Source organism: Pandoraea aquatica, assembly GCF_902459565.1.
GTDB classification, from domain to species: domain Bacteria; phylum Pseudomonadota; class Gammaproteobacteria; order Burkholderiales; family Burkholderiaceae; genus Pandoraea; species Pandoraea aquatica.
The window spans coordinates 116,743-140,005 of sequence record NZ_CABPSN010000007.1; the positions used below are offsets into that span (position 1 = coordinate 116,743).

Annotated in this window: 21 protein-coding genes; 8 read left to right on the top strand and 13 right to left on the bottom strand. The window is 62.7% G+C overall.

Translation table 11 applies throughout. From position 1 onward, the window contains the following. Nucleotides 1-49: 49 nt before the first annotated feature. Both PAQ31011_RS20765 and PAQ31011_RS20770 read left to right on the top strand, forming a co-directional pair. Complete coding sequence (locus PAQ31011_RS20765) at nucleotides 50-862, top strand: MetQ/NlpA family ABC transporter substrate-binding protein (RefSeq protein WP_150577612.1); 813 nt, start codon at nucleotides 50-52, stop codon at nucleotides 860-862. A gap of 451 nt (nucleotides 863-1,313) precedes the next feature. Then, on the top strand, nucleotides 1,314-3,230 hold the full coding sequence (locus tag PAQ31011_RS20770; protein WP_246179706.1) for a GGDEF domain-containing protein: 1,917 nt from the start codon (nucleotides 1,314-1,316) through the stop codon (nucleotides 3,228-3,230). Nucleotides 3,231-3,304: 74 nt separating this feature from the next. Here the strand turns inward: PAQ31011_RS20770 and PAQ31011_RS20775 are convergent, their stop codons facing one another. The 3 genes from PAQ31011_RS20775 to PAQ31011_RS20785 form a co-directional block, all read right to left on the bottom strand. Continuing rightward, complete coding sequence (locus PAQ31011_RS20775; protein WP_150577613.1) at nucleotides 3,305-4,921, bottom strand: APC family permease; 1,617 nt, start codon at nucleotides 4,919-4,921, stop codon at nucleotides 3,305-3,307. A 409-nt stretch (nucleotides 4,922-5,330) separates the two neighbouring features. Further along, nucleotides 5,331-6,848, bottom strand: a complete 1,518-nt coding sequence (locus PAQ31011_RS20780; protein WP_150577614.1) for an NAD-dependent succinate-semialdehyde dehydrogenase — start codon at nucleotides 6,846-6,848, stop codon at nucleotides 5,331-5,333. A gap of 213 nt (nucleotides 6,849-7,061) precedes the next feature. Then, nucleotides 7,062-8,612 carry a UbiD family decarboxylase gene (locus PAQ31011_RS20785; protein ID WP_150577615.1) on the bottom strand — a complete coding sequence of 517 codons (1,551 nt, stop codon included), beginning with the start codon at nucleotides 8,610-8,612 and terminating at the stop codon, nucleotides 7,062-7,064. 568 nt (nucleotides 8,613-9,180) lie between these two features. On the opposite strand from PAQ31011_RS20785, the gene PAQ31011_RS20790 reads away from it, so the two are divergent. Then, entirely contained in the window at nucleotides 9,181-10,236 is a 1,056-nt protein-coding gene (locus PAQ31011_RS20790) for a lytic transglycosylase domain-containing protein (RefSeq protein WP_150577616.1), read from the top strand. 152 nt (nucleotides 10,237-10,388) lie between these two features. On the opposite strand, the gene PAQ31011_RS20795 is transcribed toward PAQ31011_RS20790, so the two are convergent. The 4 genes from PAQ31011_RS20795 to ribBA all read right to left on the bottom strand — a co-directional run bounded on the left by PAQ31011_RS20795 (nucleotide 10,389) and on the right by ribBA (nucleotide 13,843). Beyond that, nucleotides 10,389-11,591 carry a pyridoxal phosphate-dependent aminotransferase gene (locus tag PAQ31011_RS20795; RefSeq protein ID WP_174990224.1) on the bottom strand — a complete coding sequence of 401 codons (1,203 nt, stop codon included), beginning with the start codon at nucleotides 11,589-11,591 and terminating at the stop codon, nucleotides 10,389-10,391. A gap of 39 nt (nucleotides 11,592-11,630) precedes the next feature. Beyond that, on the bottom strand, nucleotides 11,631-12,083 hold the full coding sequence (gene nusB, locus PAQ31011_RS20800) for a transcription antitermination factor NusB (RefSeq protein WP_150577618.1): 453 nt from the start codon (nucleotides 12,081-12,083) through the stop codon (nucleotides 11,631-11,633). Next, nucleotides 12,083-12,598: a 6,7-dimethyl-8-ribityllumazine synthase gene (gene ribH / locus PAQ31011_RS20805; protein ID WP_039400325.1), complete on the bottom strand. Its 516-nt coding sequence runs from the start codon at nucleotides 12,596-12,598 to the stop codon at nucleotides 12,083-12,085. Before ribH ends, nusB begins: the two co-directional genes overlap by 1 nt. A 123-nt stretch (nucleotides 12,599-12,721) precedes the next feature. Then, complete coding sequence (ribBA, locus tag PAQ31011_RS20810) at nucleotides 12,722-13,843, bottom strand: bifunctional 3,4-dihydroxy-2-butanone-4-phosphate synthase/GTP cyclohydrolase II (protein WP_150577619.1); 1,122 nt, start codon at nucleotides 13,841-13,843, stop codon at nucleotides 12,722-12,724. 145 nt (nucleotides 13,844-13,988) lie between these two features. On the opposite strand from ribBA, the gene PAQ31011_RS20815 reads away from it, so the two are divergent. Then, entirely contained in the window at nucleotides 13,989-14,321 is a 333-nt protein-coding gene (locus PAQ31011_RS20815; protein WP_150577620.1) for an ArsR/SmtB family transcription factor, read from the top strand. 2 nt (nucleotides 14,322-14,323) lie between these two features. Further along, a complete protein-coding gene (locus PAQ31011_RS20820) occupies nucleotides 14,324-14,821 on the top strand; it encodes an SRPBCC family protein (protein WP_150577621.1) in 498 nt (165 codons plus the stop codon). Between the two features lie 114 nt (nucleotides 14,822-14,935). Here the strand turns inward: PAQ31011_RS20820 and PAQ31011_RS20825 are convergent, their stop codons facing one another. From PAQ31011_RS20825 to PAQ31011_RS20850, 6 genes are all read right to left on the bottom strand, one after another. Next, nucleotides 14,936-15,637, bottom strand: coding sequence for an ABC transporter ATP-binding protein (locus PAQ31011_RS20825; RefSeq protein WP_150577622.1), 702 nt, complete (start codon nucleotides 15,635-15,637; stop codon nucleotides 14,936-14,938). After that, nucleotides 15,637-16,404 carry a high-affinity branched-chain amino acid ABC transporter ATP-binding protein LivG gene (gene livG / locus PAQ31011_RS20830; protein WP_150577623.1) on the bottom strand — a complete coding sequence of 256 codons (768 nt, stop codon included), beginning with the start codon at nucleotides 16,402-16,404 and terminating at the stop codon, nucleotides 15,637-15,639. The genes PAQ31011_RS20825 and livG overlap by 1 nt, the downstream gene beginning before the upstream one ends. Further along, nucleotides 16,401-17,675 (bottom strand): high-affinity branched-chain amino acid ABC transporter permease LivM, encoded by a 1,275-nt coding sequence (locus tag PAQ31011_RS20835; RefSeq protein WP_150577624.1) that lies wholly within the window; start codon nucleotides 17,673-17,675, stop codon nucleotides 16,401-16,403. The genes livG and PAQ31011_RS20835 overlap by 4 nt, the downstream gene beginning before the upstream one ends. Before the next feature lie 8 nt (nucleotides 17,676-17,683). Next, complete coding sequence (gene livH, locus PAQ31011_RS20840; RefSeq protein ID WP_044454576.1) at nucleotides 17,684-18,607, bottom strand: high-affinity branched-chain amino acid ABC transporter permease LivH; 924 nt, start codon at nucleotides 18,605-18,607, stop codon at nucleotides 17,684-17,686. A 104-nt stretch (nucleotides 18,608-18,711) separates the two neighbouring features. After that, entirely contained in the window at nucleotides 18,712-19,824 is a 1,113-nt protein-coding gene (locus PAQ31011_RS20845) for a branched-chain amino acid ABC transporter substrate-binding protein (protein WP_095178473.1), read from the bottom strand. 490 nt (nucleotides 19,825-20,314) lie between these two features. Further along, nucleotides 20,315-21,220, bottom strand: coding sequence for a LysR family transcriptional regulator (locus tag PAQ31011_RS20850; protein WP_150577625.1), 906 nt, complete (start codon nucleotides 21,218-21,220; stop codon nucleotides 20,315-20,317). Nucleotides 21,221-21,349: 129 nt separating this feature from the next. Here PAQ31011_RS20850 and PAQ31011_RS20855 point away from each other — a divergent pair, with 129 nt between their 5' ends. Genes PAQ31011_RS20855 through PAQ31011_RS20865 form a run of 3 tightly spaced genes read left to right on the top strand, consistent with a single transcriptional unit; the run spans nucleotide 21,350 to nucleotide 23,147 of the window. Beyond that, nucleotides 21,350-21,559 (top strand): tautomerase family protein, encoded by a 210-nt coding sequence (locus tag PAQ31011_RS20855; protein WP_039400297.1) that lies wholly within the window; start codon nucleotides 21,350-21,352, stop codon nucleotides 21,557-21,559. Next, nucleotides 21,559-22,389 (top strand): 2-keto-4-pentenoate hydratase, encoded by an 831-nt coding sequence (locus tag PAQ31011_RS20860; RefSeq protein ID WP_150577626.1) that lies wholly within the window; start codon nucleotides 21,559-21,561, stop codon nucleotides 22,387-22,389. The genes PAQ31011_RS20855 and PAQ31011_RS20860 overlap by 1 nt, the downstream gene beginning before the upstream one ends. Beyond that, nucleotides 22,386-23,147 (top strand): 2-keto-4-pentenoate hydratase, encoded by a 762-nt coding sequence (locus PAQ31011_RS20865; protein ID WP_150577627.1) that lies wholly within the window; start codon nucleotides 22,386-22,388, stop codon nucleotides 23,145-23,147. Before PAQ31011_RS20860 ends, PAQ31011_RS20865 begins: the two co-directional genes overlap by 4 nt. Nucleotides 23,148-23,263: the final 116 nt, after the last annotated feature.

The window sequence follows — 23,263 nt, forward strand, 5'->3', positions numbered from 1 at the left end:
CCGGTCCTGCCGGCCAATCGGCACTTCACTCACACACGCGAGGTTTTTCATGCAACGTCGTACGCTTTTCAAGCTGCTGGCCGGTGTTGGCGCCGCCACGGTATTCGCCACGCAATTCGCCGCTCCGGCGGCTGCGGCTGACGCCATCAACCTGAAGGTGGGTGTGACGGGCGGCCCGCACGCTCAGATCTTCGACGAAGTGAAGAAAGTCGCAGCCAAGGACGGCCTGAACCTCAAGGTCATCGAGTTCAGCGATTACGTGCAGCCGAACGCGGCGCTGTCGTCGGGCGATCTGGACGTGAACAGCTACCAGCACCAGCCGTACCTCGACGCGCAGGTGAAGGACCGTGGCTACAAGCTCGAATCGATCGCCAAGACGGTGATCTTCCCGATGGGCATCTACTCGAAGAAGATCAAGTCGCTGGCCGATCTGAAGACGGGTGACAAGGTCTCGCTGCCGAACGACCCGACCAATGGCGGCCGTGCGCTGCTGTTGCTGCAAAAGCAGGGCCTGATCAAGCTGCGCGCCGACGCCGGTCTGAAGGCAACGCCGATCGACGTGGCTGAAAACCCGAAGAAACTGAAGTTCGTGGAACTGGACGCTGCCCAACTGCCGCGCTCGCTCGACGACGTGGCTGTGGCCGTCATCAACACCAACTTCGCGATGGAAGCCGGTCTGAACCCGAAGAAGGATTCGATCGCCATCGAAGATGCGAACGGCCCGTACGCCAACGTGCTGGTCATCCGCTCGGCCGACAAGAACAAGCCGTGGGTCGCCAAGCTGATCAAGGCTTACCACTCGCCGGAAGTGAAGGCCTTCATCGAGCAGAAGTTCGGCGGTTCGGTTGTGACGGCCTGGTAAGTTTCGGGACGAATCGACCGGGTGCCGACTTAGGGCGCGCGGTTCGGTGACCTCCGACAGAAGAACGGCAACGCTTTGCGGCGTTGCCGTTTTTTTTCGTCCTTGTGCGACGCGAATCTCTCCGTCAGGCTACGAATTCTCGCGTGACGGGAGACGGGTGCGGACGCTGTCCCGACATTTGTTGCAATTCCGATGCTGTCACGGTTTTGTCAAATAACGGCGATAGCCTGAGTGCCAAGTAAAAGAGGGTGCCCATGGGCACCGTCACAAGACGCGGATATGGGCCAAAGAGCAGCGACCGCACGTGAAACACGGGGAACGGGTGAGACTTCATCGGGGCACATCGACGCAAAGATGCCTCCGGTGCGTATGAGTGTGCCCGACACATGCCCGCATAACGTACAGCTGTTTGCATGATGCCGGCGCGCCGCACCGACTTACGGAGTCTCAGTTGAACCCTCTCCCGCCTGCCGCAGTTGCCGGGATACGTCCACAGGACCGCTTTGGCGCTCCCGCGACAGCGCGCGATGCGCAGCCAGCTTCCGCTCTCTCTTCCTCGCCCTCCGCTCCCACGCCTTACGTTGAGCCCGACGAAGCATCGCTGCTCGCCGAGTTGTGCGAAGGCATCGGCCTGACCTGCGTGTTTCAGCCGATCGTCGATTTCCGGACGTCCGAAGTCGCGGGTTATGAGGGTCTCGTGCGCGGGCCTGCGGGCACGTCGATTCATTCGCCGATGGCGCTGTTCGCAGCCGCGCGGCGTCACGGGCTGAGCGGGCCGCTGGAACTTGCCTGTCGTCGCACGGTGCTGCGCGGGTTTGTCGAGCAGGATTTGCCTGAGCGTCTGTTCCTGAACATCGGTCCGGTCACGCGTGCGCACCCCGGCGGTGGCGTGAGCGAATCGCTGGGGCTGGACGAGACGTTTGCCATGCTTCAGTCGTTCCGGCTCGCACCGGAGCGAGTGGTGCTCGAACTCACCGAGCACGCGCCGACGCTGGACCTGGCGAGCACGCGCGCGTCGCTGACCGCCTACCGTGCGCTGGGCTTCGAAGTGGCGCTCGACGATATGGGCGAGGGCTATGCGAGCTTGCGTCTGTGGTCGGAGCTGCGGCCGGATTACGTCAAGATCGACCGGCATTTCGTCGACGGGATCGACAGCGACACCGTCAAACTTCAGTTCGTGCGTTCGATGCGTCAGATTGCAGAGACGAGCGGCACGCGCGTCATTGCCGAAGGCATCGAGCATGCCGAGGAGCTTCAGGTCGTGCGCGATCTGGGCATCTTCCTAGGGCAGGGGTATTTCATTGCGCGTCCCGAGGCGCAGCCGCAGCGGGCGATTACAGCCGATGTGCAGGAAGTGGTGAACGAGCGCCGTGCCTATGTGCATCAGCAGCCCAGTCAGTTGGGGGCGGGGAATGTGACGCTGGAGCGCATTGCGTCTTACGTCGCGCCTGTATCGCCGGATACGCGCAGTGAGGACGTGGTGGCGCGTTTCGAGAGCGATCCTGCGCTGGAAGTGCTGCCGGTGGTGGAGCGCGAACGCGCGGTTGGGCTGATCGGACGGGCGTCGCTGATCGGGCGCTTTGCCCGACCGTTCACGCGCGAGTTGTACGGACGCAAGCCGTGCTCGGCCGTCATGGAGCCGCGTCCGCTCACGTTCGACAAGGCGGCGCGTGTCGAGGATCTGAGCCGGATGATTGCCGAAGGGGCGAGCCGTCAGATCGCGGCGGGCTTCATCGTGACGGATCAGGGGCGCTATTTCGGTGTGGCGCAGGGGCATGCGCTGATGCGTCACATCACCGATATGCAACTGGATGCGGCGCGCTACGCCAATCCGCTCACGCTGCTGCCGGGCAACGTGCCGATCGACGACTACATGGATCGCATGATCGGTGAGCGTCAGTCGTTCCACGCGTGCTACGTCGATCTGGATAACTTCAAGCCGTTCAACGACGTGTTCGGCTATCGTCGCGGCGACGACCTGATTCAACTGGTCGCGCGTGTGCTGATGGCGGTTCGCAATCCCGAGCGCGATTTTTTAGGCCACATCGGTGGCGACGACTTCCTGATCCTGTTCCGCAGCCCCGATTGGGAGGCGCGCTGCCGCGAGGCGCTGACGCGTTTTGGCGAAGCAGTGACGGAATACTTCCATCCGGATCAGATCGCCGCTGGCGGGTTCGAGGCGGAAGATCGTCGCGGGATGGTCATCTTCCATCCGATCACGAGTCTGTCGATTGGCGTGGTCGCGGTCACGCCGGAGAGTTTTCCGTCGCACGTGGAAGTTTCTGCTGCGGCCGCCGATGCGAAGAAGATGGCGAAGCGGGCGCTTGGTAATAGTCTGTTTATCGAGCGGCGTCGGGCGCATCGGTGAGCTGGTCGGCGGTGCTGCGTCGGACAAAAAAAGCCCGCCAATTGGCGGGCTTTTCGTTTGCGTCACATTAAAGCTCAGTGCGACAACGCCGGCATACCTTCCATCTCGGCAGCATCGCTTTCACGCTCTTCCGACAGATACGGCGTGCGCCAGCCAGCCTTCACGCCCCAGTGATAGAACGCGAGCGACAGCACCGCGACGATGACCATGTCCCAGCCGTAGGGTAGCAGACCGAGACCACCGAATTCCTTGCTGCCGACGTACGAGCAAAGCGCCATGCACGGCAGATAGCCAATCAGCCACCACGAGGCCTTGAGGTCGCGTCCGAAACCTTGCCAGTTGTCCTTCGCCTGATAGTAGAAGTAGACCGGCAGCGCCACGACCACCAGCACGATGATCTGGCCCGTCAGCGGCCAGCGGGCCCAGTACAGAATCAGTGAGGCACACACAAATGCGAACGGCGCGATCAGCGACAGGCCCGGCAGGCGCAGCGGACGGTGCATGTCCGGTGCCGAGCGACGCAGCGACATCACGCTGATCGGGCCCGTCAGATACGAAATCACCGTCGCCACCGAGATCACGGCCGCCAGCGAATCCCAACCGCGGAAGAAGAACATGAAGATGAACGAGATCGCGAGGTTGAACCACATCGCCTGACGCGGCACACCGTACAGCGGATGCACACGACCGAAGATGGCGGGCAACGTGCGGTTACGCTCCATCGCGTAAATCATGCGGCTCGTCGTCGCCATGTACGTCGTGCCCGTGCCACTGGGGCTCAGGAACGCGTCGAAGTACAGCACGATCGCCAGCCAGTTCAAGCCCAGTGCAATCGCCAGTTCGGCGAACGGCGAGCTGAAGCTCACCATGTGCCAGCCACCCGCGAGTTGCTCCGGCGACAGCGCGCCGATGTACGCAACTTGCAGCAGCAAATAGATGACGGTCGCGAGCAGGATCGAGCCGACGACCGCAAACGGAATGCTGCGGCCCGGATCGCGTGCTTCACCCGCGAGGTTCACCGGACTCTGGAAACCGTTGAACGCGAACACGATGCCGGACGTGGCAACAGCAGTCAGCACCGCCGACATGCCGTTCGGCGCGAAGCCGCCATGCTCGGCGATGTTGAAGTTGCCCGGATGGAAACCGGCAATGATCAGACCGGCGATGGTCAGCGCGGGAATCGCGAACTTGAAGAGCGTAATCGCCGTGTTCGCACGCGCGAAGAGCTTCACACCCCAGTAGTTCAGCATGAAGTAGACGATCACGAGCAGGGCGGACAACACCAGCCCGCTCGTGGTGAGCGTGCCGTCCACGAACAGGGCGTGCGCCCAGTCGTACGGCCACGTGCTCATGTACTGGATCGACGCTTCGGCCTCGATCGGGATCACCGACACGATGGCGATCCAGTTGGCCCAGGCAGCGATAAAGCCGACGAGACTGCCGTGCGAGTAACGCGAGTAGCGCACCATGCCGCCCGATTCGGGGAACATCGCGCCGAGTTCGGCGTACGTCAGGGCAATGGCGAGAATCACGACAGCGCCGATGAGCCAGGCGAGAAGGGCCGCCGGTCCGGCGATTTTGGCGGCTTTCCAGGCACCGAACAGCCAGCCGGAGCCGATGATCGAGCCGAGACCGGTCAACATCAGGGCGAACGGCCCGATGTTGCGCATGAGGGATTGGTTGTTATCCATAGATGTCTTCTCCACGCCCGGGGGGTACAACGCAGACGCCCGCAAGGAGCGGGGGATGCATTGCGCGAGGGCGGACACGGCCGTCAGGCCGTCGCCATCACAAGGAGCATGACGGCGCGGGGGAGGCGCTGACGGACGCGACTTCTGTTGATCGGCTTCGCGAGACTGCACCGGCTTCCGACGGGGGTACCGCAATTGGCGTATGAGACGACCGAATTGGGGTCGGAGTCGCGGTTCGCGAAAAAAGCGCGATTCTACCCGAGCCGGACCCCATCTGTGGGACTTTGTAACGTTTGTCCGATGGCGTCCGGTTCGGCGACGTTAGGTCGAAATGGGCGCAGCCCAGTCACGGCGCGGCTCACGCCGTGGGAAAGCGACTATTACAAATTGTTAAAGGGTCAGATGATTTTCACATCCCGGCGAGGCAGAGATACTTCATCTCAAGGTACTCGTCGATGCCGTATTTCGACCCCTCACGCCCCAGTCCGGACTGCTTGACCCCGCCGAATGGCGCGACCTCGTTCGAGATGAGGCCGGTGTTGATGCCGACCATGCCCGCCTCGATGCCCTCGGCGACGCGCCATACGCGGCCTACGTCGCGCGCGAAGAAATACGACGCCAGCCCGAAGTCAGATGCGTTTGCCAGCCGGATGCCGTCGGCTTCGTCCTTGAAACGGAAGACTGGCGCGACCGGGCCGAACGTCTCCTCCTGCGCCACGAGCATGTCGGCACTGGCGTCGGCCACGACAGTCGGTTCGAAGAAGCGACCGTGCAGCACCTTGCCACCGACGGTGACACGTCCGCCCTTGGCGACGGCATCCTCCACGTGACGCTCGACCTTGGCGATGGCGGCGTCTTCGATAAGCGGGCCGATCGCCACGCCCGGCTCGAAGCCATTGCCCACGCGCAGGCGGCTCACCGCGGCAGTGAGCTTTTCGACGAAGGCATCGTAAATCCCGTCTTGTGCGTAGATGCGGTTGGCGCAGACGCACGTTTGTCCCGCATTGCGGAATTTGGACGCGATGCAGCCTTCGACGGCTGCATCGACGTCGGCGTCGTCAAACACCAGAAACGGCGCGAGGCCGCCGAGTTCGAGCGCCACCTTCTTGATGGTGGACGCACATTGCTCCATCAACTTCGCGCCGACCGGCGTCGAACCGGTGAAGGAGAGATGGCGCACGCGCGGGCTGGACGTCAGCACGTTGCCGACGTCCGACGAGTTTTTCGACGTCACGACATTGAACACGCCCTTGGGCAACCCGGCGCGGTCGGCCAGTTCGGCCAGAGCCAACGCAGACAGCGGGGTGAGCCGGGCCGGTTTGACCACGATCGTGCAGCCCGCCGCGATGGCCGGGGCGATCTTGCGGGTGATCATCGCGATGGGGAAGTTCCACGGCGTGATCGATGCGCACACGCCGATGGGCTGCTTCAGCACCAACAGGCGCTTGCCGCCTTCGGGCGAGGCCAGCACGTCGCCGTCGATCCGTTTGGCTTCTTCGGCGAACCACTCGATGAACGACGCGCCATACGCGACTTCACCCTTGGCTTCGGCCAGCGGCTTGCCTTGTTCGGCCGTCATGATCGCGCCGAGGTCGTCCTGCGCCGCCATGATGAGATCGAACCAGTGACGCATGATGCGTGCGCGTTCCTTGCCGGTCTTGCTGCGCCATTCGGGCAGGGCGGCTTCGGCAGCGACGAGTGCGCGCTCGGTTTCCTTCGCGCCGAGATCGGCCACTTGTGCGATTTCGGCGTCGGTGGCCGGATCGTTGACCGAGAAGGTGGCGTGGGAGTCGGCTTGCGTCCAGTCACCGTCGATGTAGGCATTGAACTTGAGCAGATCGGGATCTTTGAGACGGGCCAGCGCGGGATGCGCTTTGGCCGAGGCGTGAGGAGAGTGTGAAGCGCGGGAGGTAGGGGATGAGGACACGATTAGCTCCTTTCGATGACCGGTCGGTGCGCTCAGGGGGAGGTCGCGCCGACCCGGGGGACGGAAACGGATACGGCTTATCTGTCTTTCGGGTGCCAGCTTACTCTATTGATAGAGAGCGTTCGAGACGCCCCGTGCGCATTGCGCACAAACACAAACGCCGGCAGCCTGACGGCCACCGGCGTTCGGTACGACGCGGGATCGTGGCCGGTTTTACAGGCCGAGATCCTTATATAGAGCAGCCATGCGCGCGTCGACGTCGGCGGTCATTTCGATCGGACGCCCCCACTCGCGCGAAGTTTCGCCCGGCCACTTGTTGGTCGCGTCGATCCCCATCTTCGAGCCCAGCCCGGCCTTGGGCGAGGCGAAATCGAGATAGTCGATGGGGGTCTGGTCGACGAGTGTGGTGTCGCGCGTCGGGTCCACGCGGGTCGTGATCGCCCAGATCACTTCCTTCCAGTCGCGAATATCGACGTCTTCGTCCACCACGACGATGAACTTCGTATACATGAACTGGCGCAGGAAGCTCCACACCCCGAACATCACGCGCTTGGCATGGCCCGGATAGGCCTTCTTCATCTGGACGATGGCCATCCGGTAGCTGCAACCCTCAGGCGGTAGATAGAAGTCGGTGATTTCCGGGAATTGCTTTTGCAGCAGCGGTACGAACACTTCATTTAGCGCTACGCCGAGCACAGCCGGTTCGTCGGGCGGCTTACCCGTGTAGGTCGAGTGATAGACGGCGTTGCGGCGCATCGTAATGCGCTCGATCTTGAATACCGGGAACCACTCCTGCTCGTTGTAATAGCCGGTGTGGTCGCCGTAGGGGCCTTCGAGCGCGTGTTCATAACCGGCAGTCGCGCCGCGCGAGGGCGGCGGCGGTGCGCCTTCGGGTACGACAGGCGGTTGTTCGGACGGGTAAATGAAACCTTCCAATACGATCTCGGCACGGGCAGGCACGCGTAGCGACTCCAGTCCGGGTGTCACGCACTTGGCCAATTCCGTACGGCTGCCACGCAGCAAGCCGGCAAATTGATACTCGGAGAGCGTATCGGGGACGGGGGTGACGGCACCGAGCATGGTCGCCGGGTCGGCACCGAGGGCGACGGCAATCGGAAACGGCTTGCCCGGATTCGCCTGTGCGAACTCACGGAAATCCAGCGCACCGCCCCGATGAGCGAGCCAGCGCATGATGACTTCGTTGCGGCTGATGACCTGCTGACGATAGATGCCGAGGTTCTGACGCTTACGGTGCGGGCCCTTCGTAATAACCAGCCCCCACGTAATTAGCGGTGCCGCATCGCCGGGCCAGCAAGTCTGGATCGGCAGACGGGAGAGATCGACGTCGTCGCCCTCCCAGACGATCTCCTGGCACACCGGACTACTGACTTCCTTCGGGGCCATGTCCCACACGGCCTTCGCCATGCCGAGCAGCTTGCCTGCATCCTTCAGCCCGCGCGGCGGCTCCGGTTCCTTGAGCGTCGAGAGAAGGCGGCCGATATCGCGCAGCGAACTGAGCGCGTTCTCGCCGTCCTCGACACCCATCCCCAGTGCCACTCGTTCAGGGGTGCCAAACAAGTTGGCGAGCACGGGCATGTCATGACCGGTCGGCCGCTCGAACCACAGGGCCGGGCCGCCGGCTTTGAGCACGCGGTCGGCCAGCGCTGTCATCTCAAGCACCGGCGAGACCGGCACGTCTACGCGACGAAGCTGGCCGGATCGCTCCAGTTGCGCGGTGAAGTCACGAAGATCGAGATATTTCATGAAACAAACCGTTACCAAAAATTTTTACGAAATTCATACGTCCGGATCGAACGGGCGTTTGAATCGCGTGAAAGTCGGGGTGACACCCTTGTAAACGCGGGGTGGGGCAGGGCATTTTACCGGCCAAGGCGGTAAAACGTCACGGCAAAACAGGTGTTACAAATTACTTTTTGTAATGATTTTGACTGTTAATAGTATTGACGGTTTATATATCACTGCTACAATCCGCCCGTTGAATCCAGAAAGGCGGCTTCGATGACGGGTAGGCCGACCCGCTCGAGCTTAGCGACAACTACAACATCGACGTGGATTTTCAGTGGCTGGTTTTCTCACCGAGGTCGGGAAACCAGTGTTTTAGGAAGCAGCGCGAGCGATAGCTCGTCAGCGCCAGAGACCTGAACAGGTCGGCGCGCTGCGGCGGTAGCGGCATCGTCCATGACAACACGATGCACCGCCTCTTTCCATATGCCGTAAGTAAGCGCTTAACGGGATGCCTGGCGGGCATACCGGCTTACTTCCTTACGCCCCGGGGCCACCCCGTGGTGACGGCGTAACCGGAGTACGTAGTATGAAGAAGTCTGGTTTATCACCCTGGCTACTGGCCGTGTTCGGTGCGCTTCGCGCGCGCGGCGCGGCAACGGTAGCCTTGGCTCGCCGCGATTGGCGTCGCCTTGCCTGGCACGGCGGTCGTGTTGGACTGTATACGTCCAGCGCGGTCGGTCTGGTTGCCGTGGTTGGCACGCTGGCGCTGTGGGCTCGACCGACGTGGCGCGCCGATATGGCGTCGCGCGTGGGTCCGCTGCTTGAGGCAGCCACCGGTACGGCCAACGCGGCCGGCCAGGGCGCCAACGGCGGCATCGTTGCACAAGGCACGGCGTCGGATTCGACGATGATGGCGCAAGCGGCGCAGCACGTGCCGTCGGCCGCTGTCCTCGCGGCGTATATCCCGAACCAGCGAGTGGCGGCCGATGCGCGTGCCACCAAGGTGCTCGATACGCGTGAGCAGATCGCCGTTGCCGACTACCTCGCACGCCGCTATCGCGTGGCGGGCGACGTGACGGGCAACCTCGTGCGCGCGGCCTACTCGACGGGTAAGGAAGTCGGACTCGATCCGCTACTGCTGCTCGCCGTGATGGCTATCGAATCGGGTTTCAACCCGTATGCCGAGAGCACTGTCGGCGCACAGGGCCTCATGCAGGTCATGTCGAAGGTGCATCAGGACAAGCTCGAATACTTCGGCGGTCCGGAAGCTGCGCTGCACCCGCTGGCCAATATCAAGGTCGGTGCCCTGATTCTGAAGGAATGCATCGCACGCGGCGGTTCGCTGGCAGGTGGTCTGCGTCTGTACGTCGGATCGACCAGCGCCGGTGACGGTGGCTACGGTGCCAAGGTGCTCGCCGAGCGCGATCGTCTTCGTGGTGTGACCATGGGACGCAAGGTCTCGCCGAACGAGCCGCAAGCGCCGGTGATCGTCAGCTCGGCCAAGCCGGTGGCGAAGCCGGTCTCGACCGGCAAGTCGATCGATTCGACGGAATCGGCCCCCGCGCCGGCAGCGTCGACCTCGAATGGCAAGGCGGCTGCCGCTGCCAAGCCGCTCGAAGCGGACGACAGCACGGCAGCCTGAACGGTCGGTAACTACCGACGACCTCGCGATGCGCCACGGCCGGCGCATCCATCGGCCTGCGAGGCTATCTATATAGAGACGCACTGCGCAGCCAACAAAAAACCCATCGAATCGCTTCGATGGGTTTTTTGTTTTGGCGCGAGGAAAACCGCTCAGCCTGTCGCGAAGACTTTGCCGATCCGATCCATCGCTTCGTGCAGTTGTTCGAGCGACGTGGCGTAAGACAGGCGAATGTACCGACGCGGCTCGGCGAACCCGAAGTCGAGACCCGGTACGAGCACGACGTCAGCCTGCTGAAGCAGCGCTTGTGTGAGACGGTCACTATCGCTGGCGTCGGCATGCGGCACACCGGTACAGTCGGCGTAGACGTAGAACGCACCGTCCGGCATCACGGGCACCTTGAAACCCAGACGCTCCAACGCCGGCACGATGTAATCGCGCCGCTGACGGAACGCTTCCTTGCGGGTCTCGTAGATCGCCAGCGTTTCGGGGAGGAAACAGGCCGTTGCGGCATGCTGCGCCACCGCTGACGGGCAGATGAACAGGTTCTGCGAAAGCTTCTCGAACGTGGGCACCAGCGACGGCGGCACCACCAGCCAGCCAAGACGCCAGCCCGTCATATTGAAGTACTTCGAGAAGCTGCTCACGACCAGCACGTCGTCGCCGAAGCTCAGCGCGGTCGTCGGCTTGCCGTCGTACGACAGCCCCTGATAGATCTCGTCGACGAGCGTGAAGCCGCCACGCGCACGCACCGTCTTCACGATACGGGCAAGCTCGTCGGTCTCAATCGAGGTACCTGTCGGATTCGATGGCGACGCCAGCAGCACGCCCTTCGTCTTCGCCCCCCAATGGGATTCGATGCGCTCGGCCGTGAGCTGGAAACGCTCTGCCGGGCCCGAAGGAATCAGCACCGGCTTGCCGTCGAACGTCGACACGAAGTGTCGGTTGCACGGATAGCAGGGATCCGGCATCAGCACTTCGTCGCCCACGCCCACGAGCGCCGCACAGGCCAGCACGAGCGCGGCCGACGCGCCGGCCGTCACGACGATGCGCGACGGATCGACGTCCACTCCATAAAAACTACGGTAGTAGCCGGAGATGGCTTCGCGCAGCGCGGGCACGCCCATTGCGCTGGTGTATTGCGTCCGGCCATCGCGCATGGCTTTCGCCGCCGCTTCGATGACCGCTTCGGGTGCCGTGAAATCCGGCTCCCCGATCCCCATGTGGATCACACGGTGCCCCGCCTTCTCACGCAACGCGGCCTGCTTGGCCAACTCCATCACGTGAAAAGGGGCGATGTCGTCGACACGTTGCGCCAGTGTCAGCGCGGAGGCGAGGTTGGGCATGCGGTCCATATCGGGGGGAGGACGTTGTTGCTTCAATACGTTGGAACGTCAGGCGCTCTTGCCGCGACCGCCGTTGCGGTTGGCCGCGACTTCCGCCGGGCGGACCTCGGCGGCGAACTTGTCGAGCACGCCGTTCACGAAGCGGTGACCGTCCGGTCCACCGAACGTCTTCACGACTTCGACGGCCTCGTTGATCACCACACGGTATGGCACGTCCTGAAGATGAATCAGTTCGTACGCACCTGCGATGAGCGCGGCATGTTCGATCGGCGACAGCTGCGCTGCCGGTCGGTCCAGATGCGGCTGGAGTTGCTGCGACAGGGCGTCGGCCTCGCGGATGCTTCCATACAGGACAGCTTCCAGCAGGACCTGATCCGCCTTGTCGTAGCCAGGGGTGGAGCGCAGGTGAGCATCGATCTCACTCGCGTGGCCGCGCGAAATCAGCCATTGATACACTCCTTGCAGCGCAAATTCGCGCGCGCGGCGCCGTGCACTCTTCATTACCGATCTTCCTCTTCTTCGTCTTCGTCTTCATCCTCTGCATCGTCGCCACTCAACATGTCGATGGCTTCGAGCAGATTGGCCATTTCCACCGCCACGCGAGCCGCATCGCGGCCCTTCTCGGCGGCGCGCACTTCGGCCTGTTCGTCGTTTTCGGTCGTCAGCACCGCGTTGGCGATGGGAATACCGAAGTCCAGACCGATGCGCGTAATACCGGCACCGCTTTCGTTCGACACCAGCTCAAAGTGATACGTCTCGCCACGGATCACCGCGCCGAGCGCGATGAGCGCGTCGAACTGGCCGCTTTCGGCCATCTTCTGCAATGCCAGCGGAATTTCCAGCGCACCGGGCACCGTCACGAGCAGCACGTCTTCGCCGTCGACGCCAAGGCGGTCGAGTTCGGCCACGGCCGCCGTGCGCAGTGCGGTGCAGACCGCGTCATTGAATCGTGCTTGCACGATGCCCACGCGCAGGCCTTCACCGTCGAGTTCCGGCTGGTATTGTCCGATTTCCATAATGGGCTTCCTCAAAAAAGTACCGTCCAGGCGGTGCGGCCAACGATATGCCGGCATGCCCGAGACAGGCAATGCTCGGCAAGATGACGCCCCGTTACCGACGGGACGTCGATACAAGGTAACTCAGGCAGTCTCGGCGCCGGGCATCGGTTGGAAACCGGTGACCTCAAGGCCATAACCTGCCATGTTGGGAATCTTGCGTGGGCTCGACAGGACTCGCATTTTACCGACACCCAGCTCGCGCAGGATCTGTGCGCCAACGCCGTGCGTACGGAAGTCCACCGGGCGGCGCTTGGCGCGTGCCGCCTTCTCGGTTTCGTCCAGCGCTTCGAACTGGTTGAAGAGATGCTCGGGCGTCTCGACGCAGTTCAGCAGCACCACCACGCCCTTGCCTTCTTCGGCAATCGCCTTCATCGCACCTGCGAGCGTCCACGAGTGGGTCGACACGCCGGTTTCCAGCAAGTCCATCACCGACAGCGGCTCGTGCACGCGCACCAGCGTCTCTTCGTCGGGCGACGGCACGCCGCGCACCAGCGCCAGATGCGGATTGCCGCTCGGCTTGTCGCGGTAGAGCGTCGCCTGGAAGGGGCCCCATGCCGTCTGCATTTCGCGCGACGACACCGTCTCGATCATCGATTCGGTACGGCTGCGATAGTGGATGAGATCGACGATGGTGCCGATCTTGATGCCGTGCTGCTCGGCGAACTCCAGCAACTGCGGCAGACGCGCCATCGTGCCGTCGTCGTTCATGATTTCGCAGATGACGGCCGCGGGCGTGAGGCCGGCCATCGCGGTCAGGTCACAACCGGCTTCGGTGTGGCCTGCGCGCACCAGCACGCCGCCGGGCTGCGCCATGATCGGGAACACGTGACCCGGCTGAACGATGTCTTCGGGGCGAGCGTCGCGCGAAATCGCCGTCTGCACCGTATGGGCGCGGTCGGCGGCGGAAATGCCCGTGGTCACGCCCTCGGCGGCTTCGATCGACAGTGTGAACGCCGTGCCGTACTGCGTGCCGTTGCGATACGTCATCAGCGGCAGGTTGAGCTGCTTGCAGCGCGCTTGCGTGAGCGTGAGGCAAATCAGACCACGGCCGTACTTCGCCATGAAGTTGATGGCTTCAGGCGTTGCAAATTCGGCTGCCATGACCAGGTCGCCTTCGTTTTCACGATCTTCCTCGTCAACGAGGACAACCATGCGGCCGGCCTTGAGCTCGGCAATGATTTCTTCTGTAGTGGCCAACGGCATAGCGGCAACGCGGGGCTTAATTTGGAAAGGCTCTATTCTACGCCAAGCCGGTGCGCGGCTGCGTCCGATCTAGCGCATCGGACAATGGAAAAGCGTCAATACAAAGGTCTTGACCTAAGTAATTGCAGTGACTATAGTTAGGCACATGGCTAACCAATCCATCCCCCTCGATCGAATCTTTCAGGCGTTATCCGATCCCACACGTCGTGCGGTCGTCGAGCGCCTGACGTTGGGCCCGGCGTCCGTGAGCGAGCTGGCGCGTCCGTTTTCGATGGCGCTGCCGTCTTTCTCGCAGCACCTGAGCGTGCTGGAGGACAGTGGGCTGGTCGTGTCGCGCAAGACCGGACGCGTGCGGACCTATGCGCTGGAGACCGAAACGCTGGCGGGCGCACAGGATTGGCTCCAGTTGCAGCGCGACAAGTGGACGCGCCGCCTCGACCAACTCGACAACTATCTATTGCAGATGAAGGAGACGTGAAGATGAGCCGACCCAACCTGTTCTCGGTGGACCCGAAGCTGGACCTGGTGCTGGAGCGCTATGTCGATGTACCGTGCGAGCGCGTCTGGGCCGCGTGGACGCAACCGGAGCATCTCAAGAAATGGTTCACGCCTGCGCCCTGGCAAACGGTCGAGTGCGAAATCGATCTGCGCCCGGGGGGGCTGTTTCACACCGTCATGCGCTCGCCGGAAGGGCAGCAGTTTCCGAACGTCGGCTGCTATCTGGAAGTGGTCGAGAATTCGCGACTCGTGTGGACGAACGCGGTGCTGCCCGGTTTCCGTCCCGCGCCTGCGCCGGTGGCCGAACATGGTGGCTTTCAGTTCACGGCCGCCGTGCTGATGGAGACGCAAGGCAAGGGCACGCGCTACACGGCGATTGCCATACACGGCAACGAAGCCACGCGCGCGCAACACGAAGCTATGGGTTTCCACGACGGCTGGGGCAAGGCGCTGGATCAGTTGGTCGATCTGATGAAGTGAACCAACTGAAAGCATCGGCCGTAGACACATGAAAAAAGGGGATGTGCCCGAAGGCACATCCCCTTTCCTGTTGCCCGTCACATCGGCCTGATCAATGGCCGCGTGACCGCCGATTTAAGCGCCGAGATAAGCGCGCTTGATGTCGTCGTTGGCGAGCAGATTGTCGGCTGAATCGGCGAGCACGACGCGTCCGGTTTCGAGCACGTAACCGCGGTCGGCCACGTGCAGCGCCTTGTTCGCGTTTTGCTCCACCAGAAACACCGTCACGCCTTCTTCGCGAATCGCGCGAATGATGTCGAAGATCTGCGCGATCACGAGCGGTGCGAGGCCGAGCGTCGGTTCATCGAGCAACAACAGACGCGGACGGCTCATCAACGCGCGTCCGATAGCGAGCATCTGCTGTTCGCCGCCGGACATCGTGCCCGCGCGCTGTTTGCCACGCTGTGCGAGCCGCGGGAACAGCTTGAAGACGTGATCCATGCCGGCATCGATTTCGTCGTTGGACGCGAAGAAGCCGCCCATCTTCAGGTTCTCGATGACGGTCAGGCTCGGAAACACGCGACGGCCTTCCGGCGAAATCGCCATGCCCATGCGCATGATTTCATGCGTCGGACGGTTGGTGATGTCGTTGCCCTCGAACATCACGCGACCGCTCGATGCGCGCGGCGTACCGCACACGGTCATCATCAGCGTGGTCTTGCCTGCACCGTTGCTGCCGATGAGCGTGACGATCTCGCCCTTGTTCACTTCGATGGACACGCCCGAAAGCGCCTCGACGGCCCCGTAGTGGGTGTGGATCTGTTCCAGCTTGAGCATTATTCCTCCCCGAGGTAGGCCTTGATGACGCGCGGATCGTTGCGCACCTCGTCGGGCTTGCCGGTCATGATCGGCTTGCCGTGTTCCATCACGAGAATCCGGTCGGAGACCCCCATCACGAGACTCATGTCGTGCTCGATGAGCAGCACCGAAATGCCGAACTCGTTACGCAGGTTGTCCACGAGTTGCTGCAACTCGACCTTCTCCTGCGGGTTCAGACCGGCAGCCGGTTCGTCGAGCATCAACAGACGCGGCTCGGTGATCATGCATCGCGCGATCTCGAGACGGCGCTGATGGCCGTATGACAACGTGCCGGCTTCGCGGTTGGCGACCGGCGTGAGGCCCAGACGATCGAGCCACATCTTTGCGCGCTCGAGTGCCGTGCGCTCCGAGCGACGGAACGCGCCCGTCGAGAGCAGCCCTTGCAGAAAACCGGTGTGCACCGTCATGTGCTGCGCGACGAGCAGGTTCTCCACCACCGTCAACTGGCGGAACAGGCGGATGTTCTGGAACGTGCGCACCAGACCGCGACGCGCCACCATATGGCTCGGCAAGCCGGTGATGTCGTTGCCGTCGAGCACGATCGAGCCGCCCGTCGGACGGTAGAAGCCGCCCACGCAGTTGAAGACGGTCGTCTTGCCTGCGCCGTTCGGACCGATGATCGCGAAGACTTCGTTCTTGCGGACGTCGAACTCGACGCCGTCGACCGCCAGCAGACCGCCGAAGCGCATCTGCAGGCCGGAGAGTTTCAACAGTTCTGCACTCATTGCGGCAACTCCACATGCGGGCGGGTGGCGGGCAGCAGACCTTGCGGACGCCACATCATCATCAGCACCATCACCAGGCCGAAGATCAGCATGCGGTACTCGGCAAAGTCACGTGCCACTTCCGGCAGAATCGTCAGCAGGATGGCCGCGAGAATCACACCGATCTGCGAGCCCATGCCGCCGAGCACCACCACGGCGAGAATCAGCGCCGACTCGATGAACGTGAACGACTCGGGCGTGACCAGCCCCTGACGCGCAGCGAAGAACGCCCCGGCCAGACCCGCGAACGATGCACCGAGCGTGAACGCCGAAAGCTTGATGCGCGTGGGGTTCAGGCCGAGCGAACGGCAAGCGATTTCGTCTTCGCGCAGCGCTTCCCACGCGCGACCGATCGGCATGCGGATCAGGCGACTCGTGACGAACAGCGTGAAGCCGACCAGCGCGAATGCGAGCAGATACAGCCAGATCACCATATGACCGCCGCTGTAATCCAGCCCGATCAGTTCATGGAATGTCTTCGCCCCTTCCACGCTCGACGAACGCGCCATCTCGAAGCCGAACACGCTGGGCTTCGGAATGCCCGACACGCCATCCGGACCGCCGGTGAGGCTCGTCAGGTTATTGAGCAGCAGGCGAATGATTTCGCCGAAGCCCAACGTCACGATGGCGAGATAGTCACCACGCAGACGCAGCACCGGGAAGCCCAGCAGGAAACCGAACGTCGCCGACATCAGCGCGGCGAGCGGCAGGCATTCCCAGAAGGTCAGGCCGAAGTACTGATTGAGCAGCGCGTACGTGTAACCGCCGACGGCATAGAAGCCGACGTAGCCCAGATCGAGCAGGCCGGCGAAGCCCACGACGATGTTCAGACCGAGACCCAGCACGCAGTAGATGAGTGCGAGCGTTGCCACGTCCACTGCGCCGCGCGAGCCGATGAACGGCCACACGAGACCGACGGCGAGCAGCACCCACATGGCGGTCAGTTGTTGACGGCGTCCCATCGTGGGCATCGTCGGCAGCTTCACCGCGCGCTTGGTGCGCAACAGGAAAGGCTTGAGCAGCTGGAACACGAACACGATGGCGGTTGCGATCCAGACCGGACGCCAATGCTGTTCGAGCACGACCTTGTAACCGTCGAGCTTCAGTTGCAGGCCCAGGATGGGGGCCGTGAGGATGATCGTCACGATTGCGGCGATGACCGCACCCTTGAGCGTCTCTCCTGCCGGCGCGCGGTTGGCGGCACCGGACTTCATGGTGAGTTGTTGTGTCATGGTCGACCTCAGACTTTCTCGACGTCAGGCTTGCCCAGCAGGCCGGTCGGGCGGAACAGCAGCACCAGCACCAGCAGGCAGAACGCCACGATGTCTTTGTACTCGGAGGGCATGTAGCCCGAGGCGAGCGTCTCCGCCAGGCCCAGCAGCACGCCGCCCAGCATGGCGCCGGGAATGCTGCCGATACCGCCCAGCACTGCGGCCGTGAAGGCCTTGATGCCGGCGATGAAGCCGATGTACGGATTGAGCTTGCCGATGGTCAGGCCGATCAGCACGCCGCCCACGGCCGCGAGCATGGCACCGAGAATGAACGTGAACGAGATCACGCGATTCGTATCGATGCCGAGCAGGTTGGCCATGCGCATGTCCTCGGCGCAGGCACGGCAGGCGCGGCCCATACGCGAGTTAGCGATGAACAGCGTGAGCAGAATCATCAGTGCCACCGTCACGCCCACGATCAGCATGCGAGCGTAGGGAATCGTTACGGTGAAGTCGCCCATCGGAATATCGATGGCGCCGGAGATCAGCATCGGCACGGAAACATCACGCGCGCCCTGGCCGATCTGCACGTAGTTCTGCAGGAAGATGGACATACCGATCGCAGAGATCAGCGGTCCGAGACGAGGTCCGCCGCGCAGCGGGCGATACGCCACCCGCTCGATCGCGAAGCCGTAAAGGCCCGTGACCAGCACCGATACCAGCAGCGCTGCACCCAGCACGAGCGGCAAGGGGTAGCCCGCCGCCGTTCCGATTGCAGTCAGTGTGACAAGCCCGACATAGGCACCGATCATGTAGATCTCGCCGTGGGCAAAGTTGATCATGCCGATGATGCCGTAGACCATTGTGTAGCCAATGGCAATCAGCGCGTAGATCGCGCCCAGCGTCAGGCCATTGACCAGTTGCTGGGCAAGCTGTGGGAAAAATTCGTTCATGCGGGAAGCCTCGCGACTAGCGGGGGCCGAGCGCGAATGCGAGCCGCCCGCCGGGGTCGGCGGGCGGCTGGGGGTGATTCGCTGGCCAGTAAAGCGTCAGGGAATCAGTTGGCTGCGGTCTTGGTGGCGTCCTTGTGCCAGGTGAAGACCACGAACTTGAACGACTTCAGATCGCCAGCAGCGTCATACGCCACCTTGCCGATCGGCGTGTCGAACGTGTTGGCGTGGAGGTACTTCGCGACCTTTTCCGAGTCGGTGCTCTTCGCGCCGGCAATGCTCTTGGCGATCAGTTGCACGCCCGTGTAAGCCGGCATCTGGAACGGACCGTTCGGATCGCGCTTGGCGTCGGCGAAGGCCTTCACCAGCTTGGCGTTGGCCGGGTCGGCAGCGAAGTCGGCCGGCAGCGTCACGAGCATACCTTCCGAAGCCGGGCCGGCGATAGCCGTCACGTCCTTGTTACCCACGCCTTCCGGTCCCATGAACGTGGCCTTCACGCCTTGCTCACGTGCCTGACGCAGCAGCAGACCCATTTCCGGGTGGTAGCCGCCGAAGTACACGAAGTCCACGCCTTGCGCCTTGAGCTTGGTGATGACAGCCGAGTAGTCCGAGTCACCGGCATTGATACCTTCGAACAGCACGACCGGCACCTTGGCCGCGTCGAGGTCCTTCTTCACCGAGGTGGCGATACCCTGACCGTACGACTGCTTGTCGTGCAGCACGGCAACCTTCTTCGGCTTGACCTTGTTGATGATGTACTGAGCAGCTGCCGGACCTTGCTGGTCGTCACGGCCGATCGTACGGAAGATGAAGTGACGCTTCTTGCCTTCGGTCAGTTGCGGTGCGGTGGCCGACGGCGTGATCATCACGACGCCTTCGTTTTCGTAGATGTCCGATGCCGGGATCGTCGAGCCCGAGCACACGTGACCGATCACATACTTGATCTTCTGGCTGACGATCTTGTTGGCGACGGCGACAGCCTGCTTCGGCTCGCATGCGTCATCCATGAACACGGCTTCGAGCTTGTTGCCGTTCGCGCCGCCAGCTGCGTTGACTTCTTCAATCGCGGTCAGCGCACCGGCCTTGACCATGTCGCCGTACTGAGCAACCGAGCCGCTGAACGGGCCGGCGATGGCGATCTTGACGGTCTCTGCATTGGCAGCCGTTCCGAGGAGGGCGAGAGCAGCGGCAACGAACAGGGATTTGTGACGAAACTGCATTGTGGACATCTCCTTGATTTGTATTTTTTGACTACCTCGTGGTGCGGTAGCCTTAATCGACTGCTAAACCTGGTCGGTATTGGATCCTTCAAACCGCTGGCGGCCTGAACGATGCGCCATAGTAGCGTAATACGCTCTTTAATAGAAACAGGTATCCTGAGTCCCCCGAAAACCCGCATGGATAAAGGATTTCAAAAGGGTCATAAGAAAAAAAATAAGAGTCGTCACAGCGATTCTCCGTAGTACTACGCAGATTGGAAAACCGACGAATGACGCGTGAATTGGCAAATGAGGGCCACGTTGATTCGATATGGCGAATTGCCCGTCAGGACATTTTGGATACAATCCGACGCATATTGAAATCCAATCGTTTGGGCTTTGCATTCAGCCGTGCTAATTCGGACGATCACGGACGATCAGCCCGGTGACAACTATCAAGACATTCGCGTTGCTGTATCCGTCCACATATATCCATCAATAGACGACAGCCTTACATCGGCAGCGGATGACGCCGGGTGCGCGATGCGCGGATCAGTGCCAGAAACGCGGCGAGAATCGGCGAATCGTCGTCACGCCGGTACATGCAGTTCAGTTCGATGGAGCGCAGCCGCTGCGATTTCAACGGCCGATACACCACACCGGGCAATCGCAAATTCGCGGCCGACTCGGTCGTGACACACACGCCGAAGCGGCTCGCGACGAGCGCAATCGACGTCACCACGTCCTCCACCTCTTGCTCCACGCGCAGCGTCACGCCTTCGGCGCGGAAGGCGGCGGCCACCTCTTCGGCGAGACCGGGCACCGGTGCGTTCGGGTAGAGAATCATCCGCTCGTTATCGAGATCGGCGAGCGTGAGCGATGCGCGCTTGCATAGCGGATGCCCTTCATACAGCGCGACGAGAAACGGCTCGCGATGAATCCAGTCCACCACCAGATCCGGCTCATCCGGAATCAGGCGGTTGAAACCGATGGCGATGCGCCGCTCGCGCAGCGCCGCGATCTGCTCCGTCTTCGACAGGTTGTGCAGGCCGATCTTCACTTCGGGACGCTCGGTGTGAAAGTCCGCGAGCAGTCGCGGAATCACGTTGAGAATGCCGGAGCTGAAGATGCCGACGTCGAGCCGCCCGATATAGCCGTCGCCCGCGAGCCGCGTCTGCTCTTCCGCCCGGCGCGTGAGCGACAGAATGTTCGGCACCTCGGCGAGCAGCGTCTGCCCGGCGGCGGTCAGCGTCGCGCCTTTGGGCGTGCGCACGAAGAGTGCCGTGCCCAGTTGCGCTTCCAGTGCGTGGATGTGACGGGTGAGCGGCGGCTGCGCCATGTTCAACCGCTCGGCGGCACGGCCGAAATGACCTTCCTGCGCCACGGCGAGGAAGTACCGCATTTGCTTGATGTCCATGATCCGATGCTCAAACTCAATACCGAAATAGTATCGGAATCTGGAAATTCGGTATTGGACGGTATCCCGTGGCGGGCGCATCATCCCTGCACGAAGCCGCTCTATCGAGCAATTTCAGGAGACAGCATCATGCCAATCGTACATATCAATCTGATCGAGGGTCGCGATGACGCCGCCGTCAAAGCCTGCGTGAAGGCCGTGGCGCGCACCGTGCACGAGACGCTCGGCGCACCGCTCGAATCGATTCGCGTCTTTGCGACGCAGGTGCCGGCCGCCCACTGGGCGGTGGGTGAGCGCACGAAGGACGAGCCGGCTGCGCCGGCCAAGGCGGGCGCGTAATGAGCCACGCCATCCAACGCGACGCCGCCACGCAGGCGCGTCTCCAGCAGGCCGCCGACGCGCTGCTCGAAGCCGAGCGCTCGCACCGCTTCATCGCCCCGCTGCGCGACACGTTCGCGCCGCTCACCATCGACGACGCCTACGCCATCCAGCGCATCAACACCGAGCGACGCCTCGCAGCCGGTCGCCGTATCGTCGGCTGCAAGATCGGCCTGACGTCGGTCGCCGTGCAGAAGCAGCTCGGCGTCGATCAGCCTGACTTCGGCCTGTTGTTCGACGACATGGGCTATGGCGACGGCGAACCGATTCCCGCGTCGATCCTCACGCAACCGAAGATCGAAGCCGAGATCGCCTTCGTGATCGGGCGCGATCTGAACATCGAGAATCCGGGCCAGCTGGACGTGCTGAACGCCATCGAATACGCGCTGCCCGCGCTGGAAATCGTCGGCAGCCGTGTGGCCGACTGGAATATCCGCATCACCGATACGATTGCCGATAACGCCTCGTCGTCGGCTTATGTGATCGGCAATACGCCGAAGAAGCTCTCGGAATTCGATGTCCGCATGTGCGGCATGGTGCTCGAGCGTCGCGGCGAGCCGGTCTCGGTCGGCGCAGGCGCGGCCTGTCTGGGCAGCCCGATCAACGCCGTGGTGTGGCTCGCGCGCACGATGGCGGCGGTCGGCACGCCGCTGGGGGCGGGCGATCTGGTGCTCTCGGGCGCTCTCGGCCCGATGGCCGCCGTCACGCCGGGTGATATCTTCGAGACCCGCATCAATGGCCTGGGCTCGGTCCGCGCCGTCTTTGAACCTGCCAGCGAGGCTGCACGATGAGCCACATCAACGATTACGCCAAGCTGCTCGACGACGCAGCGCATTTCGCCCACGAAGTCGAACAGTTCGACACCGACAACCGCCTGTCGCTCGACGACGCCTACGCCATTCAGGCCGCCTCGCTGGCGCGCCGTGCCGAGCGTGGCGAGACGCGCGTCGGCGTGAAGATGGGCTTCACTAGCCGCGCGAAGATGATTCAGATGGGGCTGTCCGATGTGATCTGGGGGCGTCTGACGTCCGGTATGCAGATCGAAGAGGGCACGTCCATCGACTTCAAGCGTTACGTGCATCCGCGCGTCGAACCGGAGATCGCCTTCATTCTGAAGAAGCCGCTCGAAGGTAACGTCACGGGGCCGCAGGCGCTGGCCGCGGTCGAGGCGATCGCACCGGCCATCGAGATCATCGACTCGCGCTACAAGGACTTCAAGTTCACGTTGCCGGAAGTGATTGCCGACAACGCTTCGTCCAGCGGTTTCGTGATCGGCGCGTGGCACAGCCCGCACGTCGACTTCTCGAATCTGGGGCTGGCGATGTCGATCAACGGCCGCACCGTGCAGGTCGGTTCGACGGCGGCGCTGCTGGGTCATCCGCTGCGCTCGCTCGTGGCGGCGGCACGGCTGTCGGCGGCCGCCGGCGAGCCGTTGCAGGCGGGCTGGATCGTGATGGCGGGCGGAGCGACGCCGGCCGAGTACATCAAGCCGGGCCAGTACGTGTCGGTCGAAATGGAGTCGCTCGGTCGCGTGGGCTTCCACGTCTGACATTATCCGCGGCTAGCACGGTGGGATGTTCCGCCGTGCCATGCAAAACGGGGCGCGCCACATGGCACGCCCCGTTTTTATTTGTGCGAACCGACGACGATCGGTCACGCTTTGGT